Raw genomic sequence first — 14094 nt, forward strand, 5'->3', positions numbered from 1 at the left:
ATCGCCAGGCAGTTTATTTCAGCGTATGGATATGGCCTATTTAAGCAACTGCTTTCTATTAGCCATGCATTATTTTGTAAAGCGGGTGCTTTGTGACCTGCCGGTTTTATGATCTATCAGTTTGAGAATATAAGCCCCTTGAGAGAGCTTGCTTACGTTCAGCCTCACCTGGCTGCCGGCTTCCTGTAACCTTTCTTTTTTTATAACCATACCGGCCATGTTAAGCAGCACCAACTCTTTATCAAGAAGATCATTGCCGGGTGCTTTGACGAATACATAATCGCGGGCAGGGTTGGGGGAAGCAAGTATTTGATCTGGGGAAGCACTGGTCTTTATACTGATGATCCTGGAATACAGGGCTGCATTACCGGGTACAACTGCTTTGATACGGTAATGCTGTATTTCATTGGTGACCTCGTTATCAGTGAACTGGTAGATAACGGATGCTGCACCGGAAGTCGTTTTATGCGGGATCTTCGCAATGGTCTTAAAATTATTTCCTCCGGTGTTCTTTTCAATGTCAAAGTGATCGGCGGAAGCACTGGTAGTTTCCCATTCTATCATGTTTCCATGAGCGTTTTTCCAGCCGCGGCAGGATAAGATCTTCAGAGGAAGAACAATGGCAATACTTTCTGCAATGCCGGCATCGGGAGCGCCGCCCAAGGGAACCGCCTGGCCAAAGAAGTCTTTATGAATGCCCGTGTGCTGGCCGAAATTGATGGCCGTAGCCGTTGGTTGCAGGTTGTAATCCCATAACAAAGGATTGCCTGAAGAACTGATGTCTGTGAACAATGCCAGGGCGGGATTGAGATGTTGTTCTGTAGCATCCAGGGTATAACCAAGGCTGCCCCCGTTCATGTGGAACAGGTTATTTTGGTGGATGAGCTGAGGTCCGTTAAAGGGCTGTGTTACCGGATCGGTAATGTTGGAAGAAGTTTTGATCCAGAAAATATTGTTCTTCATGGTGAGCACATTCGCAACCGAAGGTGTTGACATAATGCCTATTAGGTTCCTGATATCTGCAATGCGGGGCGCATGGGTTTCTACAATATTGTTATTGAAGAATTCCAGATTGCGAACATCGAGGCTATATACATGGCTAGAGTTGATCCAGAATACATGGCCATTGTTGACTAATAAATTGTAACCAACAAGATTATTGAGCGCTTGTCCGCCAGAACCGCTGCCGAATTCCATAAATCCCAGGTTTTCACTGGCGGTATTGTATAATATCTTGTTGTTGCATACCGGGCCATACATTTCGATGGCACCGCCATCGATCTGGTAATCATAGCTGTTGCTCCAGCAATCATGAATTTGATTGTGGGTGATGGTATTATCTGAACCGCCAACCATTATGCCCATGGCGCCGAAATCATCCCACATGATATCGGGTGTATTGAGGATCATCCGCAAATTGCGGATGGAGCAATCGGTGATTGTATTATGACTTCCGCCATCGATACATACGCCCGAGCCTAAGCGCGATATGGTAAGGTTTTTAATAAGGTTATTCGAACCGTTATTGCCAGCTCCCTTATAGATGTACACCCCATAACCAACATTGGCGGTTACATGGTGGTCGGTTTCAGGAATAGTAACGTCTGTAAGTTCAAAACCATCAATCACTATATGATTCACCTGGTTCAGCCGGATGATAACGCGGTTGTAGACCAGGGGCTCGGTGTTATTGACCATGTTGTATTGGAAAACGGGGGCATGACCTGTGCCATAGGGCATGAACACGATAGGAGCGCCGGCGCTGCCAGAGCTGTTGATAGAAAGTGTGCCCGTGTATTGCTGTCCACGTTTGAAAAAAACGGTGTCACCAGGGGAGAAGTAATTAATGGCCCAGGGAATATCATCAATAGATCTCCAGGGATTTGTAAATGTTCCCTGGTTGGCACCAGCGGAAGAGGGGTCTACAAAATAATTTGTAGCAGAGGCGGTCATACTGACTGCTACAAATAAACAGACAAGGGTACAGGATATTACGGATTTCATCGCATTTTGAACGTAGATGCGACACTTAATAACAAAATATCAGAAAGAGGAAATCGCGAAATAAGGGAAAACAAGTATCCTGATACACAGGTGTACACATAGGTGGCTGTCGGGGCTGTAGATATTGTTGGAACACGAAAAAAGCGTCATGAACGGCCCTGGAAGCCGGGCTTTGTGGAGGCCTGGAGAGATGGAATTGCGATACCTATCAATTCTAAAAACCGCTGATGATTTTTATAGATTAAATAAAAAAGCCTCTGATTGTCATCAGAGGCCTTCGTGGTGTGGGGCGGGATCGAACCGCCGACACAAGGATTTTCAATCCTTTTCCGCCGCGGCGGATACCGCACCCGGTAGATTTAAATATGTGGCCACATAAAGTTTTACTTCTTCTCTTCCTCTTCCGGTATTTAAAAATTTTTCTCTTGTCCTGGCTTCCTGTTTACTTGAATATTGTTCTGTTCGAATAAGCGTCCAGGGTCTGTATCGAAGAGTAAATCCAGAAGATTCAGTGACATTATGTTCGTGAAGGCGTCTTTCGACGTTGTTGGAATAGCCAACGTACGTTTTTCCTGAGGAAACAGAATAGAGGATGTATACGAAATACATTAAATAAAAAAGCCTCTGATTGTCATCAGAGGCCTTCGTGGTGTGGGGCGGGATCGAACCGCCGACACAAGGATTTTCAGTCCTTTGCTCTACCGACTGAGCTACCGCACCATTTATTTTCAGTCCTTTTCCGCCGCTGGCGGATACCGCACTGTTTCGATTTTCATTCCTTTTTCGCCGTGGCGGATACCGCACTATTAAATCGGGCAGCAAAAATAGGGGATATTCCTAACAAAATGGCAAAAACTTGTAAAAGAAATTCCTTTTCCGCCATTTATTTTACAAAAAAAAGCAACCGCCCGCTGGCGGCTGCTATCGGCTTATTCATTATTCATGCCCTTATTGCAGTTTCTTTATTGTTGATTTGTCTTAACTGTTCAAACTATATCACTTCCACAGGAATTTGTTTTCCGGCAGCACTGTCAGGTTCTAATTCCAGTATCAGCTGTTTTATTTCAGGTGTTGGCGCGGTAAGATTTTCCTCGCCCTGGGGCGCTGTTTTTATAGTTTCCGGATCGGCCCTGGTCTGCGGAGCCAGGTCAACCTCGCTATCTGTGATCAGGTCTGATTCAGCCGCCTTTTCAAAAAGAGGATCATCGATCCAGTGGCTATCGTCGAGGGTATTTGAAGCAGACGTTTTATGCTCAGCGATATCAGTAGGTAAGACCTTGGTTTTATTATCCCTGTCTTCCGTGTCAATGGGCGAAACGGCTCCATTGCTCTGGTTGAAGGATAATGCGTTGCTGACTGCTTGCTCCTTATTCATCACACCATACACGCCCACCAGCAACAGGCATGAAATGCCCATAAGTACGATGGTTTTCATCAGGATTAAATTTACCGTTCAGGGGTTATATTAAATAACTCAATCCTAAACGGGGATTACATAGCTCAAAGTATTAAATAGTAGCTAAATATGCCTTTTATTTCGATTAAATGCCGCCAATGTTCGATGAATGGTCATTGCCTGGGCAGGCCATAAAATAAAAAATGTATGCTACCGCTATGAACGGGCATACATTTCAATATGATTAAGACAGCACTGTTCTACATGCCGTACTGGGCCAGGAATTTGATCCGCATGATCTTCAACTGTTCCCAGGTAAAACTGTGCTCCGACAGTTCTTCCAAAGCCACCTGCAGCGACGAGGTTTCGCAGCCTTTGAAATACTCAATGATTTCTTCCTGCTCATTCTCGTCCAACATTTCTGCAATGGCGTAATCAAGGTTCAGCTTGGTGCCGCTGGCTGCAATGGTTTCCATTTCTTCCAGCATTTCATCCATGCGCCATCCTTTGTTCTTGGCAATTACTTCCAGCGGGATCTTTTTATCTGTCTGCTGAATGATATATACTTTATTGCCGCTCTTGTTTACCACACTCTTCATCACAAAATCATCGGGACGCACAATGTTGTTCTCGGCAACATAGCGGGCTACCAGTTCTATAAAGGGTTTGCCATAACGAATGGCTTTGCCTTTACTTACACCCTGGCATTTTTCCAGTTCTTCCAGTGTAGTAGGATACAGGGTTGCCATATCCTGCAATGAGGTTTCGAGAAAGATCACGAATGGGGGCAGCGATTTCCGTTTGGCCTCTTTCTGACGAAGTTCTTTCAGCATTTCAAACAGCTTTTCATCAGCTGCTGCGCCGGTGGCTGCTTCGGATCCTTCATCATCATCGGCATTGGCCTCTTCGTACAAATTGTTCAATACGATCTTGAACGATTTGGGCTTTTTGCCAAAGGCATCGCCGGCCTTCGTTATTTTCAGTACACCGTAATCTTCAATATCCTTGCTCAACAAATTTTCGAGCAACATTTGCCTGATCAGCGAATTCCAGTAATGGTCTGGCTGATCATTGCCAATGCCGAACTCAGCAAGGCCTTCATGGCGGTACATGGCGATATTGGGCGTTAACCGTCCAATTATAATATTCACCACATAGTCAGAGGCAAAACGTTCGTCCAGCGCTTTGATCACTTTCAATACCTTCACCACATTGTCTTTGGCTTCTACCTGCTCTTTGGGATGTAAGCAGTTATCGCATTGTCCGCAATTCTTCTCTGTATATTCTTCCCCAAAATAGCTCATGAGGATCTTCCGGCGGCATACGCCGCTTTCGGCGTAGGCTACGGTTTCGCTGATAAGCTGTGCGCCCACCTCACGTTCGCTGAGGGGCTTGTCGCGCATCAAATGCTCAAGCTTCGATACGTCTTTATGGGAATAATACAGGATACATTTTCCCTCCAGGCCATCACGGCCGGCACGGCCGGTTTCCTGGTAATAATTCTCGATGCTTTTTGGAATATTGAAGTGAATTACAAAACGGATATCCGGTTTGTCGATTCCCATTCCAAAGGCGATCGTCGCCACGATCACCTGAACATCTTCATTCAGGAAAAGGTCCTGGCGCTCTGCACGCAGCTTGCTGTCGAGACCGGCGTGATAAGCAACGGCTTTAATGCCATTGGCCATCAGCATGTCGGCCAGCTCTTCGGTGGTCTTGCGGTTCAATGTATAAATGATACCGCTTTTGCCTTTCATTTGTACAATGAAACGCACTATATTTTTGATAGTTTGATCTTTCTTGATCTTGGGCTGTATTTCGTAATACAGGTTGGGGCGGTTAAAAGAAGAAATGAAGATCTCCGGTTCTTTCAATCCCAGGTTCTTGATGATATCGCTTTGCACTTTAGGCGTAGCGGTGGCAGTTAATGCAATAACGGGTATATCCGGATTGATCTGCGTCATCATCTCCCGCAATCTTCTGTATTCAGGGCGGAAATCATGTCCCCACTCCGAAATACAATGCGCTTCGTCAACAGCAAAAAAAGAAAGTTTCAGATCAGAGAAGAATTCCAGGTTTTCCTGCTTGGTGAGGGTCTCGGGCGCAACATATAACATTTTGGTGCGACCGCTCAGCAGATCATCATGTACTTCGCGAATTTCTTTTTTTGTTAAGGTGGAGTTAAGAAAATGCGCTACATCATCTTTGCTGCTATAACTGCGTACCAGGTCGACCTGGTTTTTCATCAACGCAATCAATGGGCTGATAATGATCGCCACACCCTCGCTGATGATGGCTGGCAGCTGATAACACAAGCTTTTACCACCACCGGTAGGCTTTATTACAAACGTATCTTTTCCTGATAATAAACTTTTAATGATGGCTTCCTGGTTGCCTTTAAATGAGTCGAATCCAAATTGCTCCTGGAGAGCTTGATGTAAAGAAGCGCTGGAAATAGTAGAAGAAGAGTTTGCTGCTTTTTTCTTTGCTACTGAATTGTCTTTCTGAACTTTTGCCGTTTTTGACGGTATTTTTTTAGATGTGGTTGACATTGCTCAAAGTGTTTCCTTCGCACAGATTGTTTCAGAATTTAATTACCTGCCTGCTTATTGCCGTGTTGAAACAGCAATAATGGTTAAAGTTGCCCTTTAGCAAATCGTCAGTTGAATGGGTTTAAATCAGGCCATTAGGATAAAGATGTAACAGGCATCTTGTAAAGGGATGCGAATTTAATTCATTTTTGTTGTTATGCCAACCTTTTAATGCCCAATTCATCATATTTAAAAACCTGTTTAAGTGTTATACAGCCTGCATTTTGGCCGGTGCTTATAGTAAACCAGGGCAACACATAAACTGCCTGACTGAATAAACGTAAAATTGTTAATGTTTGTATAAGCTTCTGATAAATAATGTCTCTTGCGTTAGTGATCAGCGGATCGAAAGTTGATGGTAAGCCTTTCTTAACTATTTTAACAAACGTATGTTACTTGAAAAGGCATAAAGCTTTGTGTAATTAACATTTTCAAGTAGGTTTGCGCCTTAATATGTCTACAGTGTCTGCCATTGATATTAAATCTGTTGCGCTTCGAACCATAGGGTTGGAAGCGGAGGCGATTGCATCGTTGCAAACCATGGTGAACGACGATTTCGAGAAGGCTGTGAAAGCTATCTATGAAACTAAGGGGCGATTGGTGATCAGTGGCATTGGAAAGAGCGCTTTGATTGCGCAGAAGCTGGTAGCTACATTAAACTCCACCGGTACACCAGCTGTTTTTCTACATGCAGCCGATGCCATCCATGGCGACCTGGGTATGATCCAGCAGGAAGACGTTGTAATGATCATCAGCAAAAGTGGCGAAAGCCCTGAAATAAAAGTTTTGGTGCCGCTGGTCAGGAATTTCGGGAATATTCTGATCGGTATGGTAGGTAATACCGCATCCTTTCTGGCACGCCAGTCGGGCATCGTATTAAACACCACCGTGTCGCAGGAGGCTTGTCCAAACAACCTGGCCCCTACATCCAGCACGACGGCTCAATTGGTAATGGGCGATGCCATTGCGGTGTCCCTGATGGAATTGAAAGGCTTTACTTCTGAAGATTTTGCCCGCTTCCATCCCGGTGGCACGCTTGGTAAAAAATTGTACCTGCATGTTTCCGACCTTTATGTAAACAACGAAAAACCCCATGTGGCAGCTTCGGCCTCTTTGAAAGAGGTGATTGTCGAGATCTCAAAAAAGCGACTGGGCACAACAGCCGTAACTGATGATAACAATCGCCTGCTGGGCATCATTACCGACGGTGACCTGCGGCGTATGCTCGAAAAGAACATCCCGCTGGACAGTGTAACTGCCAAAGAAATAATGACGCTTAATCCGAAAACGATCACCGCCGATGCGCTGGCTGTAGAAGCACTTGATCGTTTGCGCAAGTTTGATATTAACCAGCTGGTGGTTGTTACCGGCGATGGAGCATACCTCGGGTTTATCCATTTGCATGACCTGATCAGGGAAGGGCTCATTTAGAATAGTAATTTAGCCAGATTGTAACTTTATCGATAATATTGTCAATCTTTCGTTATCGAAAGCGTTGGTCACATCAAGCATTAAACGAACATCACTCCTGGCTTAGCCGAAGGATAATTTTTAGAAAATGAACAAACATACTTACGTAGCTATTATGGCGGGTGGAATAGGCAGTCGTTTCTGGCCTATGAGCCGTACAAATTACCCAAAACAGTTCCTGGATATACTGAATACCGGTAAAACACTGATCCAGGCTACGTATGACCGGTTTGCTGCCTTTATTCCGGCTGAAAATATTTATGTAGTTACCTCCAATGAGTATATTAACATTGTAAAAAAGCAATTGCCCCAATTGCCATTACAAAATATCCTGGGCGAGCCTTCCCGCAAGAATACAGCGCCCTGTATTGCTTATATCTCCTATAAACTGCATGAGCTCGATCCGCAGGCCTCACTTATTATAGCCCCGTCTGATCACCTGATCCTTGATCCGGTGGCCTTTAATAAGGTTTGTTTTGAAGCGCTGGGTTTTGTGGGCGAACATAACGCGCTGGTAACCCTGGGTATAAAGCCAACTTATCCCAATACAGGTTATGGCTACATTCAGTATGAACAACAGGCCGTAAGCGACAATGTTTATAAAGTAAAGACCTTCACGGAAAAGCCTAACCTGGAACTGGCAAAGACCTTTATTGCCAGCGGTGAGTTTCTCTGGAATGCCGGCATATTCGTATGGCAGGTAAAAAACATTATCGCTGCCTTTGAAAAATACCTGCCTGAAATGTACGATGTGTTTGAAGCGGAAAGAGCCTCTTTCAATACCACCGAAGAAATTCCGGCATTACAACGCGTGTACCCCCTTTGCACGAATATTTCGATCGATTTTGGCATCATGGAAAAGGCCGACAACGTATATGTTATTCCCTCCTCCTTTGGCTGGAGCGACCTGGGAAGCTGGAACAGCGCCTGGGAAAACCTCGGCAAAGACGAAATGAACAATGCTTTGGGTGGCGGGAATGTTATTGTCTTTGATACGCAGGGCTGTATGATCCATACGCCGGAAAACAAGCTCGTATTGTTGCAGGGAATGGAAGATTTCATTGTCGTAGATACGAATGATGTGCTGCTGATCTGCAAAAGAGAAAAAGAACAGGACATTAAAGAGTATGTTTCCGAGGTGAAAAGGAATAAGGGAGATAAGTTTCTTTAATAATAATGTGCTAATTTGAAATTGAAAATGCAGCGTTTGAATGCATCTTCAAATTAATATGGTTACACTCAATAATATTCTTTTTCTCGATATTGAAACCGTTCCGCAATACGATTGCTACGATAAAATGCCTGCTGAATGGAAGGCGCTGTGGGATCTGAAAGCGGCCTACCTGATCCGCAATAAAGAAGAAGAAACGATAGAAACCATTTACAACCGCGCCGGCATATATTCCGAATTTGGTAAAATAGTTTGTATCAGCTGTGGCATTATCCAGGGCTATCATCCTGCTAAAAAGCTGATCATAAAATCTTTTTGTGGCGAAGATGAGAAAGAAGTGTTGTTGCAGTTTGCCGACATGCTCAAACGCTGGGCTACTGATGCCAATAAATGTTTATGCGCCCACAATGGTAAAGAATTCGACTTCCCATTCCTTTGCAGGCGAATGATCATCCATAATATTCCTTTACCCGCCATTCTCAATACGCGTGGTAAAAAGCCCTGGGAAATAAACCACCTCGATACCATGGATCTGTGGCGTTTCGGGGATTATAAGACATTTACGTCGCTGAACCTGCTTGCCTGTACCCTGGGCATTCCCACACCTAAAGATGATATTGATGGCAGCATGGTATGGCAGGTGTACTGGAAAGAAAAGGATCTGGCGCGCATTGTTAACTATTGTCAGAAAGACGTGGTCACGGTAGCCCAGGTTTACCTGCGAATGACCGGTGAAGAGCTGATCACTGCCGACAATATCGAGATCAAGCAATAATACATTAATAGCGAGCCATTTTTCAACCCATAAAGTGAAGCGGTATGGACATTGAATCTCTGCGCGAATACTGTTTATCAAAACCCGCTGTTGAAGAAACTTTTCCCTTCGGACCAGATACCCTGGTATATAAAGTGGGTGGTAAGATCTTTCTCATATGCAGCCTGGATTCAGACACATTACAGTTTAACGTTAAATGTGATCCTGAAAAAGCAATAGAATTGCGCGAGCGGTACGACTGCGTTCAACCGGGCTATCATATGAATAAAAAGCATTGGAATACAATTGTGGTTGATGGAAGCGTATCCAATGCGCTGCTTAAGGAATGGATCGATGATTCTTTCGATCTTATTGTCGGCAGCCTGCCGGCCAAAGCCCGTGAGCAGGTTAAGGGAAAGCAATAATTTTTGCCACCAGTTTAAATTTTCACATTGAGCCATCTTCAAATAAGATCCAAGTTACCTGCAGTAGGAACTACCATTTTTACCGTCATGAGCGGTTTGGCCACCGAATATAAAGCCGTAAACCTGGGCCAGGGATTTCCCGATTTTCCCATGAGCGCTGAATTGACCGCCCTGGTAAGCGAGGCCATGAGCAATGGATATAACCAATATTCGCCCATGCCCGGCTGGATGCCGTTGCGGGAGGCCATTGCTGAAAAAATTGATTTTTTATACAATAGCTCCATTAATCCTGATACCGAAATAACTGTTACACCGGGCGGAACCTATGCCCTTTATACAGCACTTACTACCGTTTTACAAGCCGGCGATGAGGTCATTGTTTTTGAGCCTGGTTATGATAGTTATATTCCTAATATCATTGTGAACGGTGCTATTCCGGTTCGCATCGATCTGCAATTTCCGGAGTATAAGATCAACTGGGAAAAGGTGCGTCAGCAGATCACCCCTAAAACGAGGATGATCCTGTTGAACTCACCGCACAATCCAACAGGGGCTGTGCTGCGGGAAGAAGACATTCAGCAGTTGCGCAAGCTGGTGCAGAATACAAATATTATTATTGTTTCTGATGAGGTATATGAGCATATCGTTTTTGATAATGTAAAACACCAGTCCATTTTGAGATATCCTGATCTGGCCCAACGCAGTTTTGTATGCTTTTCATTCGGAAAACTGTACCATTGCACCGGCTGGAAACTGGGATATTGCATTGCCCCGGAGCCTTTCACCAGTGAATTCCGCAAAGTACACCAGTTCAATTGCTTTAGCTGCCATACCCCTTCCCAGGTTGCACTCGCCACCTTTCTCGGGAATAAAGACGCTTATTTATCACTTGGCTCCTTTTTTCAGCAAAAGCGCGACTATTTTCTGCAACTGATGAAAAACACGCGGTTCACCATGCTGGATAGTAAGGGCAGTTACTTTATCTGCGCTCAGTATGACCGTATCAGCGATGAAAGTGATAAGGAATTTGCCATCCGCATTACAAAAGAGTTCGGGGTCGCAGTTATACCGGTTTCTGCCTTTTACCAGGATGGGACCGATAACAAGGTGGTTCGCTTTTGTTTTGGCAAAAAAGAAGAAACCCTAGAAATGGCCGCGGAACGGTTAAGCCGTATATAAATTCCCCCTCAATTTTGCACGCATGTAGCCGTCTGTTTTTTATATTAGCTATATGATCTCGCTGATACCAATGCTGCAGGAACATGCCAGTCAGGTACTGGAAATATATGGCTATGGCATTGCTTCCGGAATGGCTACCTTCGAAACAGCGGTGCCCGACTGGAACGGCTTTGACAAAAAATACCTGCCGCACTCGAGATTGGTGGCCGTTATTGATCATGAAGTGGCAGGCTGGGCTGCCCTGGCGCCCGTTTCAACCAGGTCTTGTTACAGCGGCGTGGCAGAAGTAAGTGTGTATGTTCATCAGCAGCACCAGCGAAAAGGGATCGGCAGAACCTTACTGGTTGAACTGATCAATGCCAGCGAACGCAATGGCATATGGTCTTTATTAAGTGTGATCCATGAAGAGAACCGGGCGAGTATTCATCTGCATGAACAGTGTGGTTTCCGCTATATAGGATATCGCGAGCGCATTGCACAACTGCATGGCGTTTGGCGATCGACCGTTATGCTCGAAAAACGAAGTAAACTGGTAGGACTATAACAAGGCTCAAATTAAAATCGGCTTAAAGGAAAAATATATTAGCCTTTCGCTCATTACATCTCCTTTCAATCTGACACTATCTGGTAACCATTGCAATTGCCTTTTAAGGTTTTCATAACAAACCTTTTATACAGTATGGCGTCATATATATGTGTATGATAGCTGATAGCCTGGAATTGTTATTTGGTCGTTAACGGAGTCGTTGGTTCAAACGCAGCAAGTGAAATACACGTATAAAATCTACTATTCTAGAGAATAATGCCATTTACGATAGCATAAAGTAATTATCAGGACGGTTTATTTTTCATGGATTGGACAAAACAGAAGGGGCTTTTTCGCGAGCCCTTTTTTATTTTAAGATCATTTGATCTCAAATCTCGAAATCTCAAAATCGAAAATCTCGAAATAATTATTTCAGTAGTTGATATGCAATAAAGCTAATGATATAGGCCAGGCCTGTCATATATATCAATTGGATCAGGGGCCACTTCCAGCTACGGGTTTCCCTTTTAACAATAGCGAGTGTGCTCATACATTGCATGGCAAAAGCATAAAAGATCATGAGGGAAATACCGGTTGCCAGGGTATACACCTTGGTTCCATCGGGCCAAACAGCTGCATGCATTTTCTCCATCAGCGTGGTCTCATCTGCATCATCGCCCCCTTCAACACTATACAATGTGGCCATAGTGCCTACAAAAACCTCCCGGGCGGCAAAAGATGTGATCAGTGCAATCCCAATTTTCCAGTCGTAGCCCAGCGGTTCAATCACCGGCTCTATACTACGGCCCAGGATACCTGCATAGGAGTTTTGTAAAAGCTCAGTATTCTTCAGGCGGGTAAGCTCAGCTTCCTGTTCCGGATGTTGTTGTATCTGCTGTGCATAACGCGCTTCCACATTATTCATTTTGTCTTTGGGACCATAAGTGCTCAATGCCCATAAGATCAAACTGATGACCATGATCACCTTACCGGCATCAAACACAAAGATCTTGGCCTTACTCACCATGGTTACCAGCACGTTCTTCCAGCGTGGGGCGCGGTAAACGGGCAGCTCCAAAATGAAAAAGCTTTTCTCCTTAATGTTAATAAAGAAACGGGCAATGTATGAAACCAGCATCGACATGAGGGGGCCCAGCAAATACAATCCCATCATCACCAGCCCCTGCAGGCCCAAAAAGCCCAGGAACATTTTTTTAGGAATTACCAGTCCGATCAAGATGGTATAAACCGGCAGGCGGGCGCTGCAGCTCATTAAAGGGGTAACCAGTATGGTAAGTAGTCTTTCCTTTTTATTTTCAATATTGCGGGCGCTCATGATCGCAGGTACGGCACAGGCGAACCCACTGATCATAGGCATTACACTTTTACCGTTCAATCCTACCTTACGCATCAGCTTATCTGTCAAAAAGCTGATGCGGGCCATGTAACCGGTATCTTCCAGTATGGTGACCAAACCAAAAAGGATCATGATCTGCGGAATGAATACCAGGATCCCGCCCAATCCGGCCCAGAGACCGTTTATTAACAGATCAGAAAACCAGCCGGCCGGTATTACTTTACTCAACCAACCGCTTACTTCCCCAAAGCCCCAGTCGATAATATTCATGGGATATTCTGCCAGCCAGAACACACTTTGAAATAAAAGGAATAATACAGCCAGTAAAATAAGATAGCCCCAACGCCGGTGCAGGAATACATTATCCAGCTTTTCGGTGAACAGGGTTTTTTTCAGGGGCGATGGTTCAGAAACCGATTGTTTAAGAATGGCGCCAATCCGTTGATACCGTTGTAAAATTTCTTCTGCCTGCGTTTTCGTATGGTTAAAGTTGTTAACCTGTTCAATGGATTCTATTTTATCCTGCAGGCCGCTGTTAAGCGAGAACGATTCATGGTTGATGAGGTAATGAATGGCTTTGTAGTCGCTCAAATGGGGGATCAACTCTTTTACACTGCCAATGGCGGCAGGAGCGAGGGCTTCATTATTGATAAAGTCGCGCACCGGTGCTTTGTAAAGCTCCAGCGCCGTTTGTTCAATCGCTTTCTTTAAAGCCTGAATTCCCTTGTTCTTACGCGGGTTAATGGGAATTACCGGTACGCCCAGCTCTCTCTCCAGTTCGGCCACATCTATCTGAATGTCTTTGTGGCGGGCGATATCCATCATCGTTAAACCCACTACCACCGGAATTTTCAGGTCTATGATCTGGGAAGCAAATAGGAGATTCCGCTTCAGGTTGCTGGCATCTGCAATTAATACTACCATTTCGGGAGGCACCACATCTTTGTCCTGTTGCATCAAGACACGGTAAGCTACCCACTCATCTTCCCGACGCGGGTACAAGCTGTACGTACCCGGCAGGTCAATAATAGAGGCGCTTAGGTCATCTGACAATTGACAGGTACCTACTTTTTTGTCTACCGTTACACCCGGAAAGTTGCCAACTTTCTGGTTCAGGCCGGTTAAAACATTGAACAGGGAGCTTTTGCCGCTGTTTGGATTTCCTACTAATGCAATATGTATCGTCTTCACCATTACTAAAATACCCTTTTACCTAAGCAA

General features: G+C 44.7%; 11 protein-coding genes and 2 tRNA genes. 6 read left to right on the forward strand and 7 right to left on the reverse strand.

Annotated elements, in window-relative coordinates; translation table 11 throughout:
- Positions 1–69: 69 nt before the first annotated feature.
- From JT717_RS00550 to recQ, 6 genes are all read right to left on the reverse strand, one after another.
- Positions 70–2004, reverse strand: a complete 1935-nt coding sequence (locus tag JT717_RS00550) for a right-handed parallel beta-helix repeat-containing protein (RefSeq protein WP_205508138.1) — start codon at positions 2002–2004, stop codon at positions 70–72.
- Positions 2005–2284: 280 nt separating this feature from the next.
- Positions 2285–2355: transfer RNA gene (locus tag JT717_RS00555), tRNA-Phe, on the reverse strand.
- Entirely contained in the window at positions 2323–2613 is a 291-nt protein-coding gene (locus JT717_RS28740) for a GIY-YIG nuclease family protein (protein ID WP_205508141.1), read from the reverse strand. The genes JT717_RS00555 and JT717_RS28740 overlap by 33 nt, the downstream gene beginning before the upstream one ends.
- A gap of 38 nt (positions 2614–2651) precedes the next feature.
- Positions 2652–2724 (reverse strand) — tRNA-Phe (locus tag JT717_RS00565).
- A 271-nt stretch (positions 2725–2995) separates the two neighbouring features.
- The gene (locus JT717_RS00570) at positions 2996–3439 is read right to left on the reverse strand and encodes a hypothetical protein (protein WP_205508142.1); all 444 of its coding nucleotides are present in this window, start codon (positions 3437–3439) and stop codon (positions 2996–2998) included.
- Between the two features lie 221 nt (positions 3440–3660).
- Positions 3661–5952 carry a DNA helicase RecQ gene (gene recQ / locus JT717_RS00575; protein WP_205508144.1) on the reverse strand — a complete coding sequence of 764 codons (2292 nt, stop codon included), beginning with the start codon at positions 5950–5952 and terminating at the stop codon, positions 3661–3663.
- Between the two features lie 492 nt (positions 5953–6444).
- Here recQ and JT717_RS00580 point away from each other — a divergent pair, with 492 nt between their 5' ends.
- The 6 genes from JT717_RS00580 to JT717_RS00605 all read left to right on the forward strand — a co-directional run bounded on the left by JT717_RS00580 (position 6445) and on the right by JT717_RS00605 (position 11534).
- Positions 6445–7422 carry a KpsF/GutQ family sugar-phosphate isomerase gene (locus tag JT717_RS00580; protein WP_205508146.1) on the forward strand — a complete coding sequence of 326 codons (978 nt, stop codon included), beginning with the start codon at positions 6445–6447 and terminating at the stop codon, positions 7420–7422.
- A 127-nt stretch (positions 7423–7549) separates the two neighbouring features.
- Positions 7550–8632: a mannose-1-phosphate guanylyltransferase gene (locus JT717_RS00585; protein ID WP_205508148.1), complete on the forward strand. Its 1083-nt coding sequence runs from the start codon at positions 7550–7552 to the stop codon at positions 8630–8632.
- Positions 8633–8672: 40 nt separating this feature from the next.
- Complete coding sequence (locus JT717_RS00590; protein WP_240347764.1) at positions 8673–9407, forward strand: 3'-5' exonuclease; 735 nt, start codon at positions 8673–8675, stop codon at positions 9405–9407.
- Positions 9408–9451: 44 nt separating this feature from the next.
- A complete protein-coding gene (locus JT717_RS00595; protein ID WP_205508150.1) occupies positions 9452–9811 on the forward strand; it encodes an MmcQ/YjbR family DNA-binding protein in 360 nt (119 codons plus the stop codon).
- Between the two features lie 27 nt (positions 9812–9838).
- On the forward strand, positions 9839–10990 hold the full coding sequence (locus JT717_RS00600; protein ID WP_205508152.1) for a methionine aminotransferase: 1152 nt from the start codon (positions 9839–9841) through the stop codon (positions 10988–10990).
- 52 nt (positions 10991–11042) lie between these two features.
- On the forward strand, positions 11043–11534 hold the full coding sequence (locus JT717_RS00605) for a GNAT family N-acetyltransferase (RefSeq protein ID WP_205508155.1): 492 nt from the start codon (positions 11043–11045) through the stop codon (positions 11532–11534).
- A 409-nt stretch (positions 11535–11943) separates the two neighbouring features.
- Here the strand turns inward: JT717_RS00605 and feoB are convergent, their stop codons facing one another.
- A complete protein-coding gene (gene feoB, locus JT717_RS00610; RefSeq protein ID WP_205508157.1) occupies positions 11944–14067 on the reverse strand; it encodes a ferrous iron transport protein B in 2124 nt (707 codons plus the stop codon).
- Positions 14068–14094 lie beyond the last annotated feature (27 nt).

Origin of the sequence: Longitalea arenae, assembly GCF_016924755.1 — a bacterium.
Classification (GTDB): Bacteria; Bacteroidota; Bacteroidia; order Chitinophagales; family Chitinophagaceae; genus Niastella; species Niastella arenae.